This window comes from Phyllobacterium sp. 628, assembly GCF_014189505.1.
Taxonomy (GTDB): Bacteria; Pseudomonadota; Alphaproteobacteria; order Rhizobiales; family Rhizobiaceae; genus Phyllobacterium.
This window is the reverse complement of record NZ_CP050301.1, coordinates 956,287-980,656: the sequence shown is the minus strand read 5'-3', so window position 1 is coordinate 980,656 and position 24,370 is coordinate 956,287. Positions and strand designations below refer to the sequence as shown.

21 protein-coding genes and 4 pseudogenes are annotated in these 24,370 nt (G+C 55.7%); 17 read left to right on the top strand and 8 right to left on the bottom strand.

Going from position 1 to position 24,370, the window contains the following annotated elements:
• Positions 1 to 91 precede the first annotated feature (91 nt).
• On the top strand, positions 92 to 988 hold the full coding sequence (locus HB779_RS06405) for a DMT family transporter (RefSeq protein WP_188344932.1): 897 nt from the start codon (positions 92 to 94) through the stop codon (positions 986 to 988).
• 515 nt (positions 989 to 1,503) lie between these two features.
• On the opposite strand, the gene ptsN is transcribed toward HB779_RS06405, so the two are convergent.
• The 6 genes and pseudogenes from ptsN to lptC form a co-directional block, all read right to left on the bottom strand.
• Positions 1,504 to 1,968 (bottom strand): PTS IIA-like nitrogen regulatory protein PtsN, encoded by a 465-nt coding sequence (gene ptsN, locus HB779_RS06400; protein ID WP_188344931.1) that lies wholly within the window; start codon positions 1,966 to 1,968, stop codon positions 1,504 to 1,506.
• Between the two features lie 62 nt (positions 1,969 to 2,030).
• Complete coding sequence (gene hpf / locus HB779_RS06395; protein ID WP_188344930.1) at positions 2,031 to 2,624, bottom strand: ribosome hibernation-promoting factor, HPF/YfiA family; 594 nt, start codon at positions 2,622 to 2,624, stop codon at positions 2,031 to 2,033.
• A gap of 208 nt (positions 2,625 to 2,832) precedes the next feature.
• Positions 2,833 to 4,497 (bottom strand): RNA polymerase factor sigma-54, encoded by a 1,665-nt coding sequence (rpoN, locus tag HB779_RS06390; RefSeq protein ID WP_188344929.1) that lies wholly within the window; start codon positions 4,495 to 4,497, stop codon positions 2,833 to 2,835.
• 167 nt (positions 4,498 to 4,664) lie between these two features.
• A pseudogene (lptB, locus tag HB779_RS06385) lies at positions 4,665 to 5,393 on the bottom strand (LPS export ABC transporter ATP-binding protein); the annotation flags it as partial.
• A gap of 112 nt (positions 5,394 to 5,505) precedes the next feature.
• Positions 5,506 to 6,138 carry an LptA/OstA family protein gene (locus HB779_RS06380; protein ID WP_188344928.1) on the bottom strand — a complete coding sequence of 211 codons (633 nt, stop codon included), beginning with the start codon at positions 6,136 to 6,138 and terminating at the stop codon, positions 5,506 to 5,508.
• 44 nt (positions 6,139 to 6,182) lie between these two features.
• Positions 6,183 to 6,920, bottom strand: coding sequence for an LPS export ABC transporter periplasmic protein LptC (gene lptC, locus HB779_RS06375; RefSeq protein ID WP_188344927.1), 738 nt, complete (start codon positions 6,918 to 6,920; stop codon positions 6,183 to 6,185).
• Between the two features lie 291 nt (positions 6,921 to 7,211).
• Between lptC and sppA the strand changes: the two genes are divergently transcribed.
• The 16 genes and pseudogenes from sppA to HB779_RS06300 all read left to right on the top strand — a co-directional run bounded on the left by sppA (position 7,212) and on the right by HB779_RS06300 (position 23,553).
• The gene (sppA, locus tag HB779_RS06370) at positions 7,212 to 8,198 is read left to right on the top strand and encodes a signal peptide peptidase SppA (protein ID WP_188344926.1); all 987 of its coding nucleotides are present in this window, start codon (positions 7,212 to 7,214) and stop codon (positions 8,196 to 8,198) included.
• A gap of 78 nt (positions 8,199 to 8,276) precedes the next feature.
• Positions 8,277 to 8,558, top strand: coding sequence for an integration host factor subunit beta (locus tag HB779_RS06365; RefSeq protein WP_188344925.1), 282 nt, complete (start codon positions 8,277 to 8,279; stop codon positions 8,556 to 8,558).
• 71 nt (positions 8,559 to 8,629) lie between these two features.
• A complete protein-coding gene (locus tag HB779_RS06360) occupies positions 8,630 to 8,959 on the top strand; it encodes a LapA family protein (RefSeq protein WP_188344924.1) in 330 nt (109 codons plus the stop codon).
• 24 nt (positions 8,960 to 8,983) lie between these two features.
• Positions 8,984 to 9,958 carry an ornithine cyclodeaminase family protein gene (locus HB779_RS06355; RefSeq protein ID WP_188344923.1) on the top strand — a complete coding sequence of 325 codons (975 nt, stop codon included), beginning with the start codon at positions 8,984 to 8,986 and terminating at the stop codon, positions 9,956 to 9,958.
• Positions 9,959 to 10,042: 84 nt separating this feature from the next.
• Complete coding sequence (locus HB779_RS06350) at positions 10,043 to 11,149, top strand: class I SAM-dependent methyltransferase (protein ID WP_371823888.1); 1,107 nt, start codon at positions 10,043 to 10,045, stop codon at positions 11,147 to 11,149.
• A complete protein-coding gene (locus tag HB779_RS06345) occupies positions 11,146 to 12,027 on the top strand; it encodes an RNA methyltransferase (RefSeq protein WP_188344922.1) in 882 nt (293 codons plus the stop codon). Before HB779_RS06350 ends, HB779_RS06345 begins: the two co-directional genes overlap by 4 nt.
• Positions 12,024 to 12,527: a signal peptidase II gene (gene lspA / locus HB779_RS06340; protein ID WP_188344921.1), complete on the top strand. Its 504-nt coding sequence runs from the start codon at positions 12,024 to 12,026 to the stop codon at positions 12,525 to 12,527. The genes HB779_RS06345 and lspA overlap by 4 nt, the downstream gene beginning before the upstream one ends.
• Before the next feature lie 157 nt (positions 12,528 to 12,684).
• Positions 12,685 to 13,524: a GNAT family N-acetyltransferase gene (locus tag HB779_RS06335; RefSeq protein WP_188344920.1), complete on the top strand. Its 840-nt coding sequence runs from the start codon at positions 12,685 to 12,687 to the stop codon at positions 13,522 to 13,524.
• 147 nt (positions 13,525 to 13,671) lie between these two features.
• A complete protein-coding gene (gene mutS, locus HB779_RS06330; RefSeq protein WP_188345798.1) occupies positions 13,672 to 16,392 on the top strand; it encodes a DNA mismatch repair protein MutS in 2,721 nt (906 codons plus the stop codon).
• A gap of 111 nt (positions 16,393 to 16,503) precedes the next feature.
• Positions 16,504 to 19,314 (top strand): [protein-PII] uridylyltransferase, encoded by a 2,811-nt coding sequence (locus tag HB779_RS06325; RefSeq protein WP_188344919.1) that lies wholly within the window; start codon positions 16,504 to 16,506, stop codon positions 19,312 to 19,314.
• A 25-nt stretch (positions 19,315 to 19,339) separates the two neighbouring features.
• Positions 19,340 to 20,950, top strand: a pseudogene (gene murJ, locus HB779_RS06320) (murein biosynthesis integral membrane protein MurJ); the annotation flags it as partial.
• Positions 20,947 to 21,009, top strand: a pseudogene (locus tag HB779_RS25715) (VOC family protein); the annotation flags it as partial. The pseudogenes murJ and HB779_RS25715, both read left to right, overlap by 4 nt.
• Positions 21,010 to 21,035: 26 nt before the next feature.
• Positions 21,036 to 21,170: pseudogene (locus tag HB779_RS25710) on the top strand (VOC family protein); the annotation flags it as partial.
• Positions 21,171 to 21,280: 110 nt separating this feature from the next.
• A complete protein-coding gene (gene trpS, locus HB779_RS06310; RefSeq protein WP_188344917.1) occupies positions 21,281 to 22,360 on the top strand; it encodes a tryptophan--tRNA ligase in 1,080 nt (359 codons plus the stop codon).
• A gap of 27 nt (positions 22,361 to 22,387) precedes the next feature.
• Positions 22,388 to 22,876 (top strand): universal stress protein, encoded by a 489-nt coding sequence (locus HB779_RS06305; protein ID WP_188344916.1) that lies wholly within the window; start codon positions 22,388 to 22,390, stop codon positions 22,874 to 22,876.
• 98 nt (positions 22,877 to 22,974) lie between these two features.
• Positions 22,975 to 23,553, top strand: coding sequence for a NifU family protein (locus HB779_RS06300; protein WP_188344915.1), 579 nt, complete (start codon positions 22,975 to 22,977; stop codon positions 23,551 to 23,553).
• Positions 23,554 to 23,632: 79 nt separating this feature from the next.
• Here the strand turns inward: HB779_RS06300 and HB779_RS06295 are convergent, their stop codons facing one another.
• Positions 23,633 to 24,049, bottom strand: coding sequence for a type II toxin-antitoxin system VapC family toxin (locus HB779_RS06295; protein WP_188344914.1), 417 nt, complete (start codon positions 24,047 to 24,049; stop codon positions 23,633 to 23,635).
• The gene (locus HB779_RS06290) at positions 24,003 to 24,293 is read right to left on the bottom strand and encodes a plasmid stabilization protein (RefSeq protein WP_244642469.1); all 291 of its coding nucleotides are present in this window, start codon (positions 24,291 to 24,293) and stop codon (positions 24,003 to 24,005) included. The genes HB779_RS06295 and HB779_RS06290 overlap by 47 nt, the downstream gene beginning before the upstream one ends.
• Positions 24,294 to 24,370: the final 77 nt, after the last annotated feature.

Below are 24,370 nucleotides of genomic sequence, written 5' to 3'. Positions count from 1 at the left end.
ATAGCGAATAGTTTCTTACAAATCTATTCGTTTGTTTGAATGCAGGCGTCGGCGCTAACTGACAATCTGATTGCTCAAAGGGATGCCCGCCATGGCTGAATCACTGTCCAACCGCTTTCCAGCCGCGCGCCTTGCCATTGCCATGGCCATTATCGGCACAGTCGGTGCCTTTGCCATGGAATCCGGGCTCGATCCCATCACCATTGTTTTCTGGCGCTGCGTTTTCGCGACCGTGTTTCTGGCGGCATGGTGTGTTATGCGGGGTTATCTTCCTGATCGCTCGCTGTTATGGCCACGGCTGGCACGGGCAGCCCTTGGCGGCATCTGCATGGTGCTGAGCTGGGTCGCCTTCTTCGCCGGTTTCCGCATGACTTCGATCGCCACGACCACTATCGTCTACCATATCCAACCATTTTTCGTTGTCCTGATCGGTGCAACCCTGTTGAAGGAGCGCATTACGCCGGATCAAATCATCTGGATGCTGGGCGCCTTTCTCGGTGTTGTGCTGGCAAGTGGACTTGTCGGCGTTGCCGCGCCGGTCAGCACAATCTGGATCGCGGGAATTCTCATGTCGCTGGGTGCAGCCATGCTCTATGCGGTGGCAACAATCCTCGCCAAAGGTCTGGGCGAGCAGCGGCCGGAGATCACCATTCTTTGTCAGGCGGTTGTTGGCATATTCATGCTCGCGCCCTTTGCCAATTTTTCAGAGCACATCCCTTTGGCGTCATGGGGCTGGCTTGCCAGCATCGGTATCCTGCATACGGGGATTGCCTATGTATTGATCTATTCAGCTTATCCCAAACTCTCGATCCCGGTGATCGGGGTGCTGACATTCATCTATCCGATCGTCGCGATCATTGTGGACTGGGCCATTTATGCCCACCCCCTGGGCATGCCGCAAGCAGCAGGGATGCTGCTCATCGCAGTTGGGACGCTCGGCGTGCGGCTTGGTTGGCAGTTTCCATGGCGGAGGATTTTGGCAGCCTGATAAAGGGCTTGGCATCACCGTTGTGGGTGGTTCGACAAGCTCACCATGAGGGACAGTGAGGATTGCAAAACTAAGAGGAGACATCGCAGATTTTGGCTCCCTTGCAGCCCATCCCATCCCTCATGGTGAGCTTGTCGAACCACGCACAATCGCGATCGTCGTGGACTGGGCCATTTATGCCCACCCCCTTGGTATGCCGCAAGCGGCAGGGATGCTGCTCATCGCAGTTGGGACACTTGGCGTGCGGCTTGGCTGGCAGTTTCCATGGCGGAGGATTTTGGCAGCGTGAGAAGGTGCCTGGCACTACCGTTGTGCGTGGTTCGACAAGCTCACCATGAGGGAGATGGAGGGCTGCAAGGGAGCCAAAATCTGCGATGTCTCCTCTTAGTTTTGCAATCCATACTCTCCCTCATGGTGAGCTCGTCGAACCACGCAAAATGGGATTGCAGCCTTAGGAATACCCACCAACAAAAAAGCCGCCCGAAGGCGGCTTTATCTAAAAACTTTAAAAAGAATCAGGCGGCATTGGATGCAGGCTGCGCCGTCAGCAATTCATAGATCAAGCTGGCATCATGGGCCGTGCGCAGCTTGGCAATGCGCTCGGGATCACGCAGCATGCGCGCAATACGCGACAACGCCTTCAAATGATCCGCGCCTGCATTCTCAGGCGCCAGCAAAAGGAAGACGATATCGACGGGCTGGTCGTCCAGCGCCTCGAAATCCACAGGCGTATCAAGCTGCGCGAAGACGCCGGTGATGCGCTTCACACTGTTAATCTTGCCATGCGGAATGGCAATGCCATTGCCAACTCCGGTTGAACCAAGCCGCTCGCGCTGCAGGACAGTGTCAAACACTTCCCGCTCGGTCAAACCGGTCAAGGCGGCGGCCTTTTCCGACATGATTTGCAAAAGCTGCTTTTTGGAATTGACTTTCAATGCGGGCAGGACAGCGTCGGGCTGAATGAGATCACCCAGATCCATTATTCTCTTCCTTCCTGTTACCGCCCGCGCCTTTGCAGCGCGGACGGTAGTTTAAATTTCGCCTAAGACCCGGCACCGTTCTGACTGGCTACGGCCGATGGATCGATCCAGCCGATATTGCCGTCAGCGCGGCGGTATACGATATTCACCTGTGTACTGCCAGCGTTGCGGAAGACAACCACAGGACTATCTTTCAGATCGAGTTCAACCACAGCCGAAGCAACGCTCATGCTTCTGAGCGCCATTGATGTTTCGGCCACGATTGTTGGCGCGTAATCTTCCGGAATATCCTCATCTTCATCCGGAACGGGCGCCATGACCCGGTAGGAAATATCGTCGAAAACACCGTTTGAACCGGGTGCCTGGTGCGATTTGAGACGACGCTTGTACCGGCGCAGGCGCTTATCGACGCGCTCTCCGGCTGCATCAAAAGCCAGCTGAGGATCTTGTGCCTCACCTGCTGCCTGCAGCACTGTGCCGGTATCGAGACGGATCAGACAGTCTGCGATAAAACGCGACCCCTGTTTCTCCACTGTGACGTGGCCTGTATACCCGCCATCGAAATACTTGGTCACCATCTCTCCGATACGCTCGTCGATGCGAATGCGGAAAGCGTCACCAATGTCCATATGTTTCCCAGATACACGCAGACTCATGATACCTCACCTTCGTTGTGACTTTTCATTGCCCGATCCAATCTACACCGTTGTTGAGAGACGAGCAAAGACATCCCGCACCTTGTGTGCGAGTGGTTCATCACATTTCACTTTCTGATTTCTTCATCTCCAAAGGCGCGCTTTCGCTTCAATCGATGCAAATTACCGGCGCTTCACTCTCCATTTGACCGGACTTCTGTGGTCCGGTTCATCTACCCACTCGTCGCGATTCTACACCTGTGTGGCGTATGAATCCAGAGTTTCCGTCACCCTTGCGCACAGAAGCCTGTGCTTTTTTCTCGCGCCGCCTTTGGACAGAGGAAGCAATGTTCATCGCCTCGCGGTATTTCGCGACCGTGCGGCGTGCAATATCAACGCCTTGATCCTTCAAAAGATCCACAATTGTATCATCGGAAAGAATATCTTCGGGTTTTTCATTGTCGATCAGCAGCTTGATCTGGTGCCGAACAGACTGTGAAGAATGCTGTTCGCCGCCATCCATCGCCGAAATTGCGGCATTGAAAAAGTAGCGCAACTCGAAAACACCGCGCTTGGTCAGCATATATTTGTTGGCGGTAACGCGGCTGACCGTCGATTCGTGCATGCCGATGGCATCGGCAACATTTCGCAGGTTGAGCGGCTTCAGATGCGCCACGCCAAACTGTAGAAACTCCGATTGCTGGCGCACGATTTCTGTCGCCACTTTCAGGATTGTCTGGGCTCGCTGGTCAAGACTGCGCGTCAGCCAGTTGGCATTTTGCAGGCATTCACTGAGAAAACCTTTCTCGGCGGGCGATGCCGTCACCTTGGCGATGCTGGCATAATAGGTGTTATTGACCAGTACGCGCGGCAAAGCATCCGGATTGAGCTCAATGCTCCATGTGCCGTCCGGTGCCATATCCACCTCGACATCGGGAATGATGCTGTCCGCCACCCCCGAGGAAAATGCCGTTCCCGGCTTTGGATCCAGAAGACGAATCTCCTGGAGCATGTCGAGAAGATCGCCGTCAGCAACACGGCACAGCTTTTTCAAGGTTTGGAAATCCCGCTTTGCCAGAAGTTCCAGATTCTGCAGAAGCGCGGCCATGGCGGGATCAAGCCGGTTTTTTGCCCGCAATTGAATTGCAAGGCACTCCGCAAGGTCGCGCGCAAACAGGCCAGCTGGTTCAAAGGTTTGCAGGATGGCGATCAATTTTTCGACATCAGCCGCTTCAACCCCAAGCCTTTCGGCGATTTCAGCCACATCAGCGCGCAGATATCCCATTTCATCAAGATGATCCGCAAGCTCGGCTGCGACCAGCCGGTCGGCCGCCTTCTCGAAGGCAAAAATGATCTGTTCACCAACATGGTCGCGCAAGGTCAATGGCGCGGCAGTCACCTGCTCCAGATTGAAGCCTTCACCACCAGACGAGACATAGCCGTCGCCGGATGACGACTTCCACTGGGACGCCAGGTCGCCGGCAATGAAATCGTGCGTGCCGGGATCATCGGGGAAAATATTCTCGAGCGAGCTGTCAAATGTATCGGACATCGAGCCCGAACTGGTCGATTCTCCACTGACAAGCCAATGCTCGCCCTGATCGCTCGAACCGGAGCCGTCAGCATTTCCCTCGGAATCACCGGATAGAACATTGCGATTGTAGTCACCGGCCTCACCCGGACCGCGATCATCGGAAAAATCCCGGCTTTCAAAAGAAATATGATCGGGGGCCGTGTCGTCGCGTTCCAGCAGAGGGTTCTTTTCAATCTCCAGCTCAATGAATTGTTCAAGCTCGACATGCGTCAGTTGCAACAGCCGAATCGACTGCATGAGCAACGGCGTCATCACCAGCGACTGTGTTTGCCTGAGATCGAGTTTTGGCGACAGGGCCATGGTGGGCGCGGTTACTCCTGTACGAAATTCTTTTCAACGTACAGAACTGGCCCAATCCTTGCTTGTCAATTCCAACAAAGCAAAAAACGACTCTTTCAGGGAAGATTTAACTCAATTGCATGCTCTGGACGCCTATTCCGGCAGGAAACTGCCGGAAATTGATAAAATTAGAGCTTGAACTGATCACCGAGGTACAGGCGACGCACATCTGGATTGGCAATAATTTCATCCGGGCGGCCATGGGTCAGAACCTGACCGGCATGGATGATATAGGCGCGGTCAATCAGCTTCAGCGTCTCGCGCACATTGTGATCGGTGATAAGAACACCGATGCCGCGGCTGGTCAGATGCCGCACCAGCTGCTGGATATCGGCAACGGCAATCGGGTCCACACCGGCAAAGGGCTCATCGAGCAGCATGAAGTTCGGACGCGACGCCAAGGCACGGGCGATTTCAAGACGCCGGCGTTCACCACCGGACAGCGACAGGGCCGGAGCCTTGCGCAGATGGGCGATGTGAAATTCTTCGAGAAGCGAATCGAGTTCCTGCGCCCGGGCACTGCGATCCTTTTCGACGACTTCAAGCACCGCCTTAATGTTGTTCTCGACGGAAAGCCCACGGAAAATCGACGCTTCCTGCGGCAGATAGCCGATACCGAGACGCGAACGGCGATACATCGGCATCGTCGTCACATCAAAACCATCGATCTCGATATTGCCTTTGTCGACCGGAACCAGTCCGGTGACCATATAGAAACAGGTGGTCTTACCGGCGCCATTGGGCCCCAGAATGCCAACCGCTTCGCCGGCACGCACGCCGAACGAGACGCCATTGACCACCTGACGGCCATTATAGCTCTTGCTGATGCCGCGCGCGACCAGCGTGCCTTTCATGCGATCGGTAGCCGACGGATCGGCAGCCCGCATTTCCTGGGAAATACGGGCATCCGGCCGTGCGGGAATCTTGCTGGGAGAGCGACGCGAAAACAGGGACACTTATACCGCCGGTTTAATTTTTCGGAGCACTTTTGGGAGCGACGACGATAGAGACGCGGCCCGTCGAGCCGTTTTTACAACTTTCCAGCTGAGCCTGACCGCTCTTCATCTGGACCGTCAGCTTGCAACCAACACCAACATTGTCGCCTTGCGAAAGAACGACCTTGCTGCCGGTCAGAACAAGAACCTGCGTCTTCATATCGAATGTACCATGATCGCCCGTGGCAACCTGATCTTCGGATTTGACGTAAACCTTGTCATTGACCTCGATATGATCAATGTCCTGCGCACCGGCGGCACTTGGCGCTGCCTTGTCATCAGGCTTCTTGGCAGCCTTGTCAGCGGCTTTTTCAGCTTCGGTCTTTTCAGGCTTCTTGACATAATAAACGATCATCGAGCCCGCCTTCATCAGCGTGGTGCCCTGAGCGACCGTAACATTACCCGTAAAAGTTGCCGTTCCAACATCGTTGTGAACATCCAGGCGATCAGAATCGATCTGGATAGGCTGATCACTCGAAAGTTTCATGCCGCTGTTCAAAGCGCCAGCCTTGCCGGCCTCCTGAGCTGCAACAGGACCGATCATGGATGATGCCAGAATGCCCAATGCAATAGACGAAATGCTGATCAGTCTTGTCCCGCGCGACATTATCTCAATCTCCTAAATCCGGGATATCCCCATGAAACCAGCAATCACTGCTGTGATTTGGCTTCCTTGCGACCTTCTTGCAGCTTTGCGGGCTGAATGACAAGCCTGACACCCTTTTCAAAGACCATTACTTTGCCACTCTCGGTGATTTTCATGCTGTCTGCAACGATACTGGCGCTGCTATTTTCAATCCGCACCGGCTGATCGGTCGACATACTGTTGGATTGTATATTGATGTCAGCCGACTTCAGCTGCGCTGTCATACCGTCTGACGTTGTCAGCGTTATGTCATTGTCGAGCTTCAACTGACGGTTGGCATTATCATAAAGACCCGACTTGGCCTGAACTTGCGCACGCAAATCTGAACCAACGGGAATCTCCGCATTGATGTTTTCCAGCGTGATCAGGGAACTGTTGCCGACATCCTGCAGGGCGCGTTCAGCGCTCATCTTGTAGGGCAGCTTGTCCTTGGTGAAACCATCCAGTTTGGGATTGGTCATGACCAGCTTGCCATCCTGAATGCCGGCGCTGTCCAGCGTGATGTTGCTCGGGATGTTGGCCGTGGAGAAGAATGTGAACCAGGAAAAGACCGCCGCACCAATCAAAGCGATGGTGGGCAAAGCAAATTTCAGGAAGCGCACGCGACGCGAATGGCGCTCAGCGGCATGGAAAACATGCGAATCTTTCTCGGTCGCCGCAAATTGCCGCGCAACTTCTGCATGCTGCGCAGCAGCAGTTGTTGCATCGCTGTCCGGATGCGTATGTTTAAGCTCAATGGACATATGTTTGGCTATGCTACCGATTTACGATGTATTGGCGCTGCGGTTCATTGAACGCCAATGTGGTTATTTTTCGATGAAATGAAACAGACCTATAGCACAAGTTGCATTTGATCGAACAAATAGGCCCTCATTCGTCTATATACAAGGTATCGGACAAATTGCCCACTAGTGCAAACCAAGGGGCAGGGTTGCAAAATCATGATATGTAAATCCGGATTCTGAACCTAGACATCGGGAAAATGTTGCCGCAGAAGAATGTTGGCTGAGAACCGGACAGGAATGGACAAGACCATGGCAAACACTGCGGATGCAATCATCGACAGGCGCCGGCTCCGGCGCAAACTGACATTCTGGCGTGTTATTGCTCTCCTGATTGCAGCAATCGCATTGATCGGTCTCTATGGTTTTTTCTCCGGCTCCGACGGACTTTCCGGCAAGACAGTGCCGCATATTGCCAAGGTAAGGATTGAGGGAACTATTTTTGAGAATGACGAACTCATCAAACGTTTGGAAGGCGTTGCGGATTCCGACGCGGTGAAAGGTGTCATTCTGTCGGTGGATTCGCCGGGCGGGACAACCGCTGGTGGTGAAGCCATCTATGAAGCCGTGCGCAAGGTCGCCGTCAAGAAGCCGGTTGTAACGCAGGTGGGAACACTCGCGGCATCGGCCGGATATATGATCGCCAGCGCTTCCGATCACATCGTCGCCCGGCAGTCATCGATTGTGGGCTCGATCGGCGTCCTCTTCCAGTATCCCGATATTTCGGAACTGTTGACGAAAATCGGCGTCAAGGTTGAAACCATCAAATCCAGCCCGCTCAAGGCGGAGCCGAATTTCTTCAACCCTGCCAGCGACGAAGCCAAAGCAATGATCCATCGCATGATCATGGATTCCTACGACTGGTTTGTCGGTCTGGTGCAGGAACGGCGGCATTTTACCCGCGAACAGACGCTGGCACTGGCTGACGGTTCGGTTTTCACCGGGCGGCAGGCCCTTGCTAACAAACTTATCGATGAACTTGGCGGCGAAGACAAAGCCATCGCCTGGTTGAAAACCAAGGGCGTGGATGACAAATTGAAGGTGGTTGAGTGGAAACCGGTACAAAAATCAACGTTTAACTCGCTTCTTTCGCAGTCCGCGTTGAAAATGCTGGCTGAATATCTCGGTATTCCGCAGGAAGGCGCGGGATTGCTGCGTGATTTGACCGGCGAGCGTATCTTCCTTGACGGGCTCGTTTCTGTTTGGCACGTTGACGGCAGGCCTGTCGGTGCGCAATAAGGTATTTAAGCTTACAGGATCAGTGACATAGTCTTACAGACCGTGTGGAATTGAACCTGAACCAGAAGGGATTTCGCCATGATCAAATCAGAACTCGTGCAGATCATCGCCAACCGCAATCCGCACCTGTTTCAGCGCGATGTCGAAAACATCGTCGGCGCCATTTTTGACGAGATTACCGATGCTCTGGCAGAGGGAAACCGGGTTGAACTTCGCGGGTTTGGTGCATTCTCGGTGAAAAACCGTCCTGCACGCAGCGGCCGCAACCCGCGCACAGGCGACAGCGTTGATGTCGAAGAAAAGTGGGTACCATTTTTCAAGACCGGCAAGGAATTGCGTGACAGGCTGAACGCTGACTAAAGCTTCACAACAGGCTGGGGTTCTATCGTCGTCTCAGTATTCGTGAACTGTTGCCGCTCAGGGAGAGAAATATGGTCAATCGCGTTATTGTCGTCCTTATTCTCGTACCGCTTGCCGTCATCTTGATTGCATTATCAGTGGCAAACCGTGGGCTGGTGACTTTCACGATTGACCCGTTCAATCCCGGCAATCCCGGGCTTTCCTATGGGGCTCCGCTGTTCGTCTGGCTTTTTGCAGCCATGATTATCGGCCTGATCCTTGGCAGTTTCGCCACATGGTTCAATCAGGGCAAGCACCGCAAGCTGGCACGCCAGCGCAAGCAGGAAGCCGAACTCCTGCGCATCGAAGCCCGCAAATCAACTGCGGCCACGCCTACCCCCAATCTCCCATCACTGCATTAAGCAGCGCACTTTCAAGGATTTACGATGAAACTGGTCTCTCCGGCTGAGGTCGATGGGCTATTGAACTGGCCGGATATGATCAATGCGATCGAAACAGCCTTCCGGCAGGGTGTTATCCAACCGGTACGGCACCACCACACGGTTGACCGGCCCGATGGTGCAGCATCCACCCTGCTTTTGATGCCCGCATGGTCGGATTTCGATGCGCTTGGCGATTCGTCCAAAGGTTATATGGGCGTGAAGATCGTCACCGTTTCGCCCGACAATGGCGCGATTGCAAAACCCGCCGTGATGGGTGTCTATCTGTTGCTCGATGGTAAGACCGGCGAGCCCAAGGCCCTGATTGATGGCCAGCGCCTGACGACATGGCGCACGGCTGGCGCGTCCGCGCTTGCGGCCCGTTATCTCGCCCGTGAAGACGCTTCCAAGCTGGTTATTCTCGGCGCGGGCGCACTTTCGGGATTTCTGGCCCGTGCCCATAGTTCGATCCGGCCGATCCGGGAAATTTCCATATGGAATCGCAATTTTGACAATGCGGAAAAGGTGGCAGCTGAGCTTGCCGCCGATGGTTTCAATGCCAGGGCAGTAACGGACAAGGATGCAGCAATCGCCGAAGCCGATATTATTGCCGCCGGAACATTATCGACCGAGCCCCTTATCTTCGGCAAGCACCTGAAAAAGGGTGCGCATGTCGATTTGATTGGTGCTTTCACCCCGACCATGCGTGAAAGCGACGATGAATGCGTCAAGCGGGCCCGGGTGTTTGTTGACGCCAAAGATGGCGCGCTGAAGGAAGGCGGCGACATTGTCCAGCCCATCAAGGCGGGTATTATCAGCGCGAGCCATGTGGTTGGTGATCTGTTTGACCTGACGCGCGGCAACGTCAAGGGGCGCCAGTCGGCGGATGAAATAACCTTGTTCAAATCGGTTGGCGCAGCGCTGGAAGACCTTGCGGCGGGCATTCTGGTCTATGAAAAGGCGATTGCAGCCACTGTTTGAGTGTTTTTGCTTTCGCCTTTCCTCGTCTTGGCATAGGAAACCACCATTGGATCAAGGGCCAAGGGATCACGAGGACATAGCGGTTTGAAATCGTCTGGCGGAAAAATCAGAAAAGCCAAGGGGGCTGGCCCGAAGGGCACAGCACCAAATGCTGCGCCGTACCGGCAGGCGGCCACCAAGCCGCGTCCGCAGTTTGCCAAGCCTGCGCAGGCTCTGGACAATGATAGCCGCGTGAAAGCACCGCCGCGTTCCGAGCCGTTGCCCACGCGCGTTCTCACCCGCCGCACGGGCGCACGCCCAACTGAGAAAACCGGACTTATTCTTGAAACGCTTCCATCCGATGATTATGCGCTGCTCGACAGCGGCAACGGCCTGAAGCTTGAACAGTATGGCCCTTACCGGATTGTCCGTCCCGAGGGACAGGCGATCTGGCTTCCCGCCTGGAGCAAGGCGGAATGGGACAAGGCAGACGCGATCTTTACCGGCAATACGGATGAAGAAGGTGTCGGACGCTGGCATTTTCCGAAAGTGCCCCTCGGCGAGACGTGGCCACTGGCCTATGAAGGCATTCCGTTCTTTGGCCGCTTCACCTCCTTTCGTCATGTCGGCGTGTTTCCCGAACAGGGGACGCACTGGTCACACATGGATCAGCTGATCCGCAGCGCCAAGCGTCCGGTGAAAGTGCTCAATCTCTTTGGCTATACCGGTGTCGCGTCGCTTGTGGCGGCGCGTGCCGGTGCGGAAGTCACCCATGTCGATGCGTCTAAGAAGGCGATTGTCTGGGCGCGGGAAAATCAGGAAATGGCCGGGCTTTCGAACAAGCCCATCCGCTGGATTTGCGAAGATGCGATGAAGTTCGTCGCCCGTGAAGAGCGGCGTGGCAGCGGCTACGACATTATCCTGCTCGATCCGCCAGCCTATGGCCGCGGCCCCAATGGCGAAGTCTGGCAGCTATTCGACAATCTGCCGGATATGGTTGATCTTTGCCGATCCATCCTGACACCCAACGCACTCGGCGTCGTTCTCACAGCCTATTCGATCCGCGCGTCGTTCTTTGCGATCCACGAATTGATGCGCGATGCATTCACCGGTCTTGGCGGCGAAGTCCAATCGGGCGAACTCATCCTGCGCGAACGCTCCTCGGGGCGTGCCCTTTCCACTTCCCTGTTCAGCCGCTGGGGTGCCAAATGACGAAACAAGATGACCGCCAGCACGGCAGTTTCATTTCCAAGCCCGGCAAGGTCAAGGAAGTCACCAGTCTGACCAATCCTATCGTCAAGGATTTGCGGTCGCTGGCGCTGAAGAAGTTCCGGGATCAGCAGGGTGTATTCCTTGCGGAAGGCCTGAAACTCGTCATCGATGCGCTTGATCTCGGCTGGACCATTAAAACTCTGGTCTATTCCAAAGCCGGCAAGGGCAACTCACTGGTTGAACAGGTTGCCGCACGCACCATTGCCAGGGGTGCCGACGTGCTTGAAGTCAACGAGAAGGTGATTTCGGCCATTACCCGGCGGGACAATCCGCAAATGGTTGTCGGCGTCTTTGAACAGAAGCTGGAATCGCTCTCCTCGATCAGGCCGCATGGCAATGAGGTTTATGTGGCTCTCGACCGGGTGCGCGACCCCGGCAATCTCGGCACGATCATCCGCACAGCGGATGCGGCGGGCGCCAAGGGTATCATTCTGATCGGTGATACTACCGATCCGTTTTCGCTTGAAACCGTGCGCGCCACCATGGGCTCGCTGTTTGCCATGCCGCTGGTGCGCACAACCGAGGCTGACTTTCTTGCATGGCGCAAAGGTTTTTCCGGCCTCATCGTCGGCACGCACCTCAAAGGCGCCGTGGATTACCGAACGATCCCATACAAGGGCAAGCCGGTGGTTCTGCTGATGGGAAATGAGCAGCAGGGTCTGCCAGAGACACTGGCGGCCACTTGCGACAAGCTTGCGCGCATCCCGCAGGAAGGCCGTGCCGATTCGCTCAATCTTGCCATTGCAACCGGTGTGATGCTGTTCGAGATCCGCCGCGACGCGTTGACGCTCGATGGCAGCAAACAGGACAACTCATGAAGAACAAATCCTTTTTCGGCCTGCTCGTCATTGTCATCCTCGCGGTGGCGAGTGACCAGATTATCAAATATCTGGTTGAGACCCGCATGGACTACCAGCAGCAGATTGATGTGCTGCCATTTCTGGCGCTGTTCCGCGTTCACAATAATGGCATTGCCTTTTCGATGCTGAGCGGTCTGCATGACCTTGCCCTGATCGGACTGACCGCGGTGGTTATCGCCTTTGTCAGCTATCTCTGGTGGAGCACGGCAGCTGCGCGCTGGATCTCGCGGGTGGGATTTGCCTTGATCATTGGCGGTGCCATCGGTAACCTCATCGACCGTAGCCTATTGGGTTATGTCGTTGATTATATTCTTTTCCATCTGCCATCATGGTCGTTTGCCGTCTTCAATCTGGCTGACACTTATATTTCCATCGGTGCAGCATTCGTCGTGCTTGAAGAAATTTTTGTCTGGTTGCGCGATCGCAAAGCGCAGAAGGGCCAGACCGGGGGAAGCTAAGCAGAAGGTCATATTGACAGGCTTTTGCTCGTCATGTGCTCGTCATCCAATTGTTGTATTCAGGCATCTAGTGATTGCCGATCAACCATGATGAGAGCGAATCGTTATGAGCTTCGCCTTGCTTGAACCTGCGTCTATCTTTAAAGATCAGCACACGATGTCGCAGGTTGATTCAACACCCTCGCCGTTTACGGCGCCACACCTTGTCTCGGTGCTCGGACGCATTGGGACGATGGAAGTATGTCTCGCGCAAACCGAGGCCGAAATCGTTTCTGCGCAACAGCTCCGTTTCAAGGTATTTTTCGATGAACTGGGCGCGAAAGGCTCTGCTTCTCTGGAGCAGCGCGATGCGGACCGTTTTGATCCGGTATGCGACCATCTGCTCGTTTACGACACCTCGATCATTGGGCCAAAGCACAAGCAAATTGTCGGTACGTACCGGCTGATGCGCTCGGAAGTTGCCCACAAGACCGGCGGTTTTTACTCGGCTAGCGAATATACGATCGATAATCTCGTCGCCGCCAAACCGCAGATGCACTTTCTTGAGCTTGGACGTTCCTGTGTTTTGCCGGAATACCGTTCGAAGCGCACGGTTGAACTGCTATGGCAGGGCATCTGGAGCTATTGCCGCTACCACGCCATCGACGTGATGTTCGGCTGTGCCTCGTTCCAGGGCACTGTTCCAGCTGCGCACGCCTTGCCGCTGTCGTTCCTGCATCACAATTGCCGCGCTACGGCAGATTGGGACGTTAAAGCTCTGCCGTCGCTGTATCAGCCAATGGATCTGGTACCGAGCGAAGCGGTCAACCCGAAGGTTGCCCTGTTTGCCATGCCGCCATTGATCAAGGGTTACCTGCGTCTTGGTGCCATGATCGGCGACGGTGCCGTGGTTGATCATGACTTCGGTACGACCGATGTGTTGATCATTCTGCCTGTCAGCCGCATTTCCAGCCGGTATGTCAGCCATTACATCTCGAACGCCAAGCGTTTCGACTGAAATTCGGCCTTTGCTTCAAGTCTGAGCAACATCATCTGTGGAGAAAACCACCGATGATGTTCGGGTAAGGTGTGTAAAGTTTTCGATAGCGCTTAGATTGGTCTTCTGATCGGAATCGGTCAAAATCAGGAGAACGTCTTGGCCGACATGCCATTCACCGCGGAAACACCATCCTATGAGGCTGACCTCTCGGCGCGACCAACGCCGATGATGGAGCAGTATATCGAAATCAAGGCGACGAATCCTGATAGTCTGCTGTTCTACCGGATGGGCGATTTCTACGAGCTGTTTTTCGATGACGCAGTACAGGCTTCCCGTGCCCTCGGCATTACGCTGACCAAACGCGGCAAGCATCTTGGCGATGACATTCCCATGTGCGGCGTGCCGGTGCATGCAGCGGATGATTATTTGCACAAGCTGATCATGCGCGGCTTCCGCGTGGCGGTGTGCGAGCAGATCGAGGACCCGGCGGAGGCGCGAAAGCGCGGATCGAAATCCGTGGTCAAGCGCGATGTCGTGCGACTTGTCACCCCCGGTACGATTACCGAGGAGAAGCTCCTCGATCCATCGGAAGCCAATTATCTGATGACGCTCGGCCGCGTCAAAGGTGCGGCACAGGGCCAGTTCGCACTGGCATGGATCGACATTTCCACCGGTACATTTCGGGTCAGCGAGACTGATCCGTCACGGCTGTTAGCCGATATCCTGCGCGTCGATCCGCGCGAGCTGATTGTCGCCGATCCGGTTTTTCATGATCCGGAGCTTCGTCCAACCTTTGACGTCATTGGCCGTTCCGTCAGCCCGCAGCCACCGAGCCTGTTTGACAGCGCGACAGCGGAAAATCGCATCCAGCGTTATTTCGATGTGGCTACACTTGACGGCTTCGGCAATTTCTCCCGCGCCGAACTATCCGCTATCTCAGGGGCCATTGCCTATGTGGAAAAAACCCAGATTGCCGAGCGCCCTCCCCTGATGCGGCCCGAGCGGGAATCGGAAGGATCGACGCTCTTCATCGATCCAGCCACCCGCGCCAATCTTGAAATGCTGCGCACCTTGTCCGGTAATCGCGATGGCAGCCTGCTGAAATCCATCGACCGCACCGTCACCGGCGGTGGGGCGCGGCTTCTGGCGGAACGGCTGACATCCCCCCTGACCAATCCGGATGCCATTTCCGAGCGGCTTGATTCCGTTTCCTGCTTCTTGGCGGGTCAATCATTGGCCGATTTGACACGTGAAGCGCTGAAAGGCGTGCCGGATATGCCCCGAGCGCTGTCACGTCTGGCGGTTGGACGCGGCGGGCCGCGCGATCTCGGTGCACTGGCACGCGGGTTGGAAGCAGCCGGTGAAATCGCAGCGTTCCTGAGCAAAGAAATTTTGCCCATGGAACTAGCGGCTGTCCGCGCCTGTCTGGGTGCTTTGCCCGTTGATTTTGCCACGCACCTTGACCAGGCGCTTGATGATGAGTTGCCACTGCTTAAGCGCGACGGCGGCTTTGTGCGCCCCGGATATAATGCCGAGCTTGATGAAATGCGCGCACTGCGCGACCATTCGCGCCGCATCATCGCCGGACTGCAGGCCGACTATATGGACCTGACAGGCATCCGTTCGTTGAAAATCAAACACAACAACGTGCTGGGTTATTTTATCGAAGTGACCGCCAACAATGCGTCCGTGATGACCGATACGGACGAGGCCAAGGGCAAATTCATCCATCGCCAGACCATCGCCAATGCGATGCGCTTTACCACAACGGAACTGGCAGAACTTGAAACCAAGATTGCCAATGCCGCTGAACGGGCACTGGCGATCGAGCTTGGCGTTTTCGACACCCTGGTAGACGAAACTGTCGCCAATGCCGACGCCATCCGTGCCGGGGCTGCTGCGCTGGCAGCGCTCGATGTTTCCGCATCTTTGGCTGCTTTGGCGGAAGAGCAAGGCTATTGCCGGCCACTGGTGGATGACAGCCTTGCATTTGAAATCGTTGCCGGCCGCCATCCCGTCGTCGAACAGTCATTACGGCGGCAAGCCGCCAATCCGTTTGTTGCCAATGATTGCAATCTCTCGCCCGAGGGAACAGCCAAGGGCGCGATCTGGCTGCTGACCGGTCCGAACATGGGCGGTAAATCAACCTTCCTGCGCCAGAATGCGCTGATTGCCATTCTCGCACAGATGGGTTCGTTCGTTCCGGCGGGCTCGGCCCATATTGGTATTGTCGACCGGCTGTTCTCACGCGTTGGCGCATCGGATGATCTGGCGCGGGGCCGTTCCACCTTCATGGTGGAAATGGTCGAAACGGCTGCCATCCTCAATCGGGCCAGTGACCATTCGCTGGTTATTCTCGACGAGATCGGCCGTGGCACGGCCACCTTCGACGGATTATCCATTGCCTGGGCCGCCGTGGAATATCTGCACGAGAAGAACCAGTGCCGGGCGATTTTCGCCACACATTTTCACGAAATGACCTCGCTGTCGGAAAAACTGACACGCCTCAGCAATGTGACCATGCGGGTGAAGGAATGGGGCGGGGACGTCGTGTTTCTGCACGAGGTGGCGAAGGGCGCAGCTGACCGGTCTTACGGCGTGCAGGTGGCGCGGTTGGCCGGTTTGCCGGAAGCCGTGGTCAATCGTGCTCGCGATGTTCTTCACCAGCTGGAAGCCGGCGAGACATCGGGGAAGGCCGACAAGCTGATCGACGACTTGCCGCTCTTCTCGGTGGAAGTGAAACGTGAGGTGAAAGCGCCCGTCAAAGGCAAGGACAGCGCGCTGCTGGCTGCGCTTTCGACGGTCAACCCTGACGAGATGACACCCCGCGAGGCACTTGATGCGCTCTACCGGTTGAAAGGCCTCGCCACAAACCCGACATCCTGAAGACTTAGGGGCGCTTGCGTCCCTAGCGGACACACTGTCTTCAAAGGTAAGCATTTCGTTTATAGCAAATACACGCTATAGCGTGCGGCCATCATTCAAAAAGTCGTGTTCATGAGCGCAGACCTTAAACTGGAACAGATCGTCAGTCCGGCCAAACTTCACAGTCAATTTGAAGATTTGGTCAAGGCGGCAAAGCAACAAGGCGCCGCTTCCGTCAATCGCAATGACGTGCTGCTGCTCCTCAAAGAGACACTCAGTTCGGGTCGCAAGACTGCCGAAGAGATGTTGAAAAAGGACGGACGCGGCACACGCTGCTCCGTGCGCCTGTCCTATCTTATGGACCAGATCATTTCAGCGCTCTACGACTTTGCCATCACGCACATCTATCACTCAGTCAATCCGTCCTCAGCGGAACGTATGACCGTTGTGGCTGTCGGCGGCTACGGACGCGGCGGGCTTGCTCCCGGTTCCGATATCGATCTCTTGTTCCTGCTGCCCTACAAGCAGACGCCCTGGGGCGAACAGGTGGTCGAGTATATTCTCTATATGCTGTGGGATATGGGCCTCAAGGTTGGCCACGCCACACGCAATCTCGATGAATCCATTCGCCAGTCGCTCGCCGACATGACGATCCGCACCAGTATTCTGGAAGCGCGCTATGTCTGCGGCAATGACGAGCTTTTCACCACACTGATCCGCCGCTTTGAAGCGGAAGTCGTCAAGGGGACCGGACCGGCCTTCATCGAGGCCAAGCTGACCGAACGCAACGAGCGCCATCGCAAAGCCGGTGCAACCCGCTATCTGGTCGAACCGAATGTGAAGGAAGGCAAAGGCGGCCAGCGCGATCTGCACACGCTGTTCTGGATCGCCAAATACTATTACCACGTCAAAACCAGTGACGAACTGGTCAAGCTTGGCGTGTTGTCGCGATCCGAGCACAATATTTTCCGCAAAGCCGAGGATCTTCTATGGGCCGTGCGCTGCCATATGCATTTCTACACCGGCAAGGCAGAAGAGCGGTTGTCCTTCGACATTCAGAGCGAGATTGCCCAGCGGCTCGGCTATACCGCCCATCCCGGCCAGCGCGATGTCGAGCGCTTCATGAAGCACTACTTCCTTGTTGCAAAAGAGGTGGGTGACCTGACCCGCATCATCTGTGCTGCACTGGAAGAAGAGCAGGCAAAGCACGTTCCCGGCTTCAATCGGATTTTTCTCACGTTCTCCCGGCGCAAGCGCAAGTTGCCCGGCACAAATGATTTCGTTGTCGACAACCATCGCATCACCATCGCCAATGAGGGCGTTTTCCATAAAGACCCGGTCAATCTCATCCGTTTGTTTCATCTGGCGGATGTACACGGCCTCGAGTTGCATCCTGACGCCATGCAACTGGTCACCCGCTCGCTGTCGCTGATTAAAGCGGACCTGCGCGATAACCCGGAAGCCAACAGCCTCTTTCTCGAAATTCTGACCTCTCCGCGCAATCCGGAGCTCATTCTGCGCCGCATGAATGAATCCGGCGTGCTGGGTAAATTCATCCCGGATTTTGGTAAGGTCGTCGCGATGATGCAGTTCAACATGTATCATCACTACACGGTCGACGAGCATTTGCTGCGCTGCATCGCTGTATTGTCGGAAATTGACCATGGCGATCTCAGCAATGAGCATCCGCTGGCCAACCAGATCATGCCGAGCCTGAAAAAAGACCGCAAGCTGCTCTATGTGGCGCTGCTATTGCACGATATCGCCAAGGGACGCCCGGAAGATCACTCGCTTGCCGGAGCGCGCATCGCCAAACGCATCTGTCCACGGCTCGGGCTATCGAAAGCCGATACGGAAACGGTGTCCTGGCTGGTGCAGGAACATCTGACCATGAGCATGGTGGCACAGTCGCGCGATCTGAACGACCGCAAGACCATCGAGGATTTTGCCGAGATCGTGCAGACGCTCGACCGGATGAAGCTTCTGCTGATCCTCACCGTCTGCGACATCAAAGCGGTGGGACCGGGTGTGTGGAACGGCTGGAAAGGCCAGCTGTTGCGCACATTGTTTTACGAAACAGAGCTGATGCTGACCGGCGGTTTCTCGGAAGTCTCGCGCAAGGAACGCACCGACCATGCCCGCGCCCAGCTTGAACATGCGCTGTCTTCGTGGCCGCAAGTGGAACGTCAGGCCTACCTTGCCCAGCACTATCAGAACTATCTTCTGACGGTCAGTCTGGACGACCAGATTCGCCACGCCAATTTCGTGCGCGAGTCCGATAGTTCCGAAAAGACATTGGCGACCATGGTCAAAACCCATGACTTTGAGGGTGTGACCGAGATCACCGTGCTTTCGCCGGATCATCCGCGTTTGCTGTCGATCATTGCCGGCGCCTGCGCGGCTGCCGGTGCCAACATCGTTGATGCGCAAATCTTCACCACCAGCGACGGCCGGGCATTGGACACGATCCTGATTAGCCGCGAATTTCCGACCGACGACGACGAGCGCCGCCGCGCCACACGGGTTGGCCGCCTGATCGAGGATGTCCTTTCGGGCAAATCCTACCTGCCGGAAATGCTGGCATCGCGGACCAAACCAAAACGCGCGGTCAAAGCCTTCCGCATCACGCCGCGCGTCGAGATCAACAACACGTTGTCAAACAAGTTCACGGTCATCGAGGTGGAAGGTCTCGATCGTCCGGGGCTGCTTTCCGAGATCACCGGCGTTATTTCCGATCTGTCGCTTGATATTGCCTCGGCTCATGTGACGACATTCGGTGAAAAGGTCATCGACGTGTTTTATGTCACCGATCTCGTTGGCCATCAGATCACCAATGGTGCCCGGCAAACCCGCATCCGCAAGAAAATGCTCGCCCTGTTCGGCGAAGGCGACATCACCACGGCACAACCGCAGCGGCAAAACTTCCTTTTGTCGGCAGAATAGGTTCAGTACCCATGAATTTCCGGGATTTGAAACAGATATGAGTCTGGTCAAAAAGTTCGCGACGGTCGCTTCCGGCACCTTGATGAGCCGCGTATTCGGCCTGACACGCGAAATGCTGATGGCTGCGGCTCTGGGTACCGGACCTGTCGCCGATGCGTTCAACGCGGCTTTCCGCTTTCCCAATACATTCCGGCGGCTGTTTGCCGAAGGCGCATTCAATGCCGCCTTCGTGCCGCTGTTTGCCAAGGAAATCGAAGCCAATGGCATGGAGGGCGCGAAACGCTTCTCAGAAGAAGTATTTGGCGTCCTCTTCACTGTCCTGATGGCGCTGACCATCCTGATGGAACTATCAATGCCGCTGATCGTTCGCACGGTGATCGCGCCAGGCTTCATGGATGACCCGGTGAAGTTCGGCAATACGGTGTCGATGGCCATCATCATGTTCCCCTATCTCGCCTGCATGTCGCTGGCGGCGATGATGAGCGGCATGCTGAATTCGCTGCATCGCTATTTCGCGGCAGCGGTCGCACCGGTTTTTCTCAACGTCATCCTGATCGGTGTGCTCGCCTATGCCTGGTACAAGGGGCATGATGGCATCAAGATCGGCTATGGCCTGTCGTGGGGCGTGATGGCTGCCGGTCTGGTGCAATTGGCGATCGTCTGGTTCGCCGTGCGCAATGCGGGCATTTCCATCGGCTTCCGGTTGCCGCATTTCACGCCGAATGTCCGGCGTCTGCTTGTGCTTGCTCTCCCCGCCGCGATTACGGGCGGCATCACCCAGATCAATCTTCTGATCAATACAAACATTGCTTCCGGCCGCGAAGGCGCCGTGACTTCTCTTGCCAATGCGGACCGCGTCTACCAATTGCCGCTCGGCGTCGTCGGTATTGCGGTTGCCACAGTGCTGTTGCCGGAACTGGCCCGGGCGCTGCGTTCGGGCAATATGAAGGAAGCTGGAAGCCTGCAGAACCGCTCGGTCGAATTCATCCTGTTCCTGACATTGCCCGCCGCCGCCGCGCTTCTGGTGATGTCCGAACCGATCATCCGGCTTCTGCTTGAACGCGGCGAATTCACAGCAGATTCAACCCGGCGCGTTTCGAATATTCTGGCAGTTTACGGGCTGGGCCTGCCCGCCTTCGTCCTGATCAAGGCTTTCATCCCCGGTTTCTTTGCCCGGGAAGACACCAAGACCCCAATGATCTACGCGGCTGTCTCTGTTGTCATCAATGTCAGTATGGCGTTGATGTTGTTTCCGTTGATGGCAGAAACCGGTATTGCAACGGCGGAAGTGACTGCGGGCTGGGTCAATGCGATTCTTCTGTTTGCAACCCTTCTGTGGCGCGGCCATTGGGGGCGTGACATTCCACTGCTGACGCGTATTCCGCGCCTGATTTTCTCCGCGGCTGCCATGGGTTTTGCCTTGTACTACGCCATCCAATGGGCAGCACCCTATCTCGCCTCGCACACACCGGCGCATGTTCAGGCTCCCGTCGTCTTTGGCTTGATTATCCTGTCCATGATTGTTTATTTTGCCCTGGCATTTGCAACTGGTGGTGCGAGCTTCGGCATGATCCGCCGCAACGTTAAACGCGGGGCGAAAACGCCCGCACCGCCACCGGAGGACCCAGCAGCATGAGCCGTCATATCGGTATGATCACACTCGTCGTGCGCGACTACGACGAGGCAATCGCGTGGTATACAAAGACAATGGGTTTTTCGCTTTTGCCAAGGACCATGCCACCATGCAGAATGCCGGCGTGCATTTTCTCGAAGAGCCGCGGCATGAGGCCTATGGCACCGTGGCGATCTTTGAAGATCTCTACGGCAATGTCTGGGACCTGCTGCAGCTCAAATAGACCTGCAAAGGGTCAATAGGGCTTGAATAGCGCGGCCTCGTCTGCCAAAACCTCCTCTCCATTGCCATCGGGCCTCAGCGGCCCGATCCCCGAATGATCAAGGACTGTTCATGAGCACGTTTGAGCCGCTCGTCTTTTCCGGTGTCCAGCCAACCGGTAATCTGCATCTCGGCAATTATCTGGGAGCGGTGCGGCGTTGGGTTGCCTTGCAGGAAAACAACAATTGCATTTATTGCGTGGTTGACCAGCACGCCATCACGCAGGCTGTTTCAGTCTGGGGCGGCCCGGCGGAACTGCAGCGCAACACGCGCGAAGTCACTGCCGCGTTCCTTGCTGCCGGTATCGATGCCAAGAAACATATTGTCTTCAACCAGAGCCGCGTGCGCCAGCATGCCGAGCTTGCCTGGGTTTTCAACTGCATTGCCCGCATGGGCTGGCTGAACCGCATGACCCAGTTCAAGGACAAGGCAGGCAAAGACCGTGAGAACGCGTCCGTTGGCCTCTTCGCCTATCCTAACCTGATGGCTGCCGATATTCTTGTCTACCGCGCCACGCATGTGCCGGTCGGTGAAGATCAAAAGCAGCATCTGGAGCTGACACGCGATATCGCACAGAAGTTCAACACTGATTTTTCCGATCGCATTGCGGAACTGGGCCTTGGTGTCGAGACACAGTCCGGTGACGAAACGATCCAGAGCTTCTTCCCGCTGACCGAACCTGTTATCGGTGGACCGGCCGCGCGCGTCATGAGCCTGCGCGATGGCACCAAGAAGATGTCGAAATCCGATCCGTCCGATCTTTCACGCATCAACTTGACCGATGATGAAGACACGATCTCCAAGAAAATCCGCAAGGCAAAGACCGACTCCGAACCTTTGCCATCCGATATCGAAGGCTTGAGCGAACGCCCGGAAGCAGACAACCTCGTCGGCATCTATGCGGCGCTCACCGATACGGACAAGGAAAGTGTTGTCCGCGATTTCGGCGGCCAGCAGTTTTCCGTGTTCAAGCCCGCGCTTGCCGACCTTGCCGTGGCCAAGCTTGCACCGATTGCCAGTGAGATGCGCCGTCTTTCGGCTGACACAACCTATATCGATGCTGTCCTTCGGGATGGCGGCGAGCGCGCCGGTGTATTGGCAGAGAAGACGATGCGCAATGTGCGTGATATTGTCGGTTTTTTGCAGGACTAGGATCAACAGTCAGGACAGGTTGAACTGATGGTATCAAGACGTCTCAGCCGCGAAGCTGGCCACCGCCGGAAATTTCTGGCGGTTATCGATGAAACGCCGGAATGCGAGCGGGCGGTTGCCTATGCCTCCCGCCGTGCCAAGACGACCAATGGCGTGCTGGTGCTGCTTTTTGTCATCGATTCCGCTGATTTCCAGCAATTTCTCGGTGTCGAGCAGATCATGCGTGCCGAGGCGGAAGAGCGGGCGCATTCGACATTGAATAAATCTGCCGCCTCGGTGCGGGAGACTATCAATATCGAATCCGAACTGGTCGTGCGCGAAGGCATCACCTCCGAGCAGATTCAGAAGCTGATCGAGGAAGATCAGGACATTGCCATTCTGGTTCTGGCGGCGGGCTCCGGCAAAGATGGCCCTGGCCCACTGGTACAAGCACTGGCCGGGCGCGAATCCTTCTCCATTCCCGTCACTGTCGTGCCTTACAATCTTTCGAACGAGGATATTGACGCGATCACGTGATTGCATCTTGAAACCGTGATACAGTCTTGCCTTGAAGAGAATGGCCGAAAGGCCTATATGCCTTTGAACAATTCTAAACTAGACACGCGAGATCCGCCATGTTCATTCAGACCGAAGCGACGCCCAACCCGGCGACCTTGAAATTCCTGCCCGGCAAGGTTGTGCTTGAGGAAGGCACCGCTGATTTCCGTGATGCGGCAACTGCTTCGGAAGCTTCTCTGCTTGCGGCCAAAATCTTCGTCGTGCCCGGAGTAACCGGCGTGTTCTTCGGTTACGATTTTGTCACCGTCACCAAGGCGGAAGGCCCCGAATGGCAGCATTTGAAGCCAGCCATTCTCGGCGCGATCATGGAACACTTCATGTCCGGCGCACCGGTGATGGCCAGTGCGACATCCATTGCCGCGACGGCCCAGCTGGAAGGTGACGGCGAATTCTTTGACACAGCCGATACCGAAATCGTTGATACGATCAAGGAACTGCTGGAGACGCGCGTGCGCCCTGCTGTGGCGCAGGACGGCGGAGACATCACCTTCCGTGGCTTTGAAAACGGCACTGTTTATCTGCACATGAAAGGCGCCTGCTCCGGCTGCCCGTCGTCAACGGCAACGTTGAAGCACGGTATCCAGAACCTTCTGAAGCATTTTGTGCCGGAAGTTCAGCAGGTCGAAGCGATCTGAACCGCTGTCAAATATTGATATGAAAAAGGCCGCTCGATGCGGCCTTTTTGTTTGTGGGATGGAACTATTCCGGCAAGGCTCACGACCACGGGTTGACAATATCCAGTCCGCAATCAGCAAAATCCTTTACATTTCGCGTTGCCAGCTTTGCACCCCTGGATTTCACAATTGCAGCGATCTGTGCATCGAACTGGCTGATAGATTTACCTGCCCGGCGTCTCTCTAAAAAGATTACGGGATAGACTGCTGCGGCCGAACCATCGAATGGCAGAATGCGGTCAGCGAAATCATCACTGAACATAAGGCGGGCCATGTCTGCCAAAGCGTCTTTACGTTTTCCTTCCGAAAGCAGCGACAGGCCGTATAAAATTTCCGCCTGTGTGATTGTAGTGGTGAACAGTGACACCACGGGTTGTTCGGCAAGCCATTGCGCAACCCGCATGTCGGGTTCAGGCTTCATCATTTCCGAAATGACATTTGTATCGAGGATAATCATTCGCTGAAATCAACGGGATTACGGGCAGCTTCGCGCGGTGCCACGGGCAGGATAACCCCCCTAAGGGTTTGAAGCGATTATGAATTGCATCGGCAAGATTGGCAGGTACAGCCGGTTCTCTTGAGAGAGCTGCCCGCAAGATATCGCGTGCCTCATCTTCCATGGATTTGCCATGCTGCGCCGCCTGAACACGCAACCTTGTCTTCAATTGTTCGTCCAGATTTCGGATTGTCATGCTAGCCATCGACAACTCCATTTATCAATGAGTGCATATTAATCAATGATTGCATTGCATTCAATGATACTTTCGTTCACTCGCTC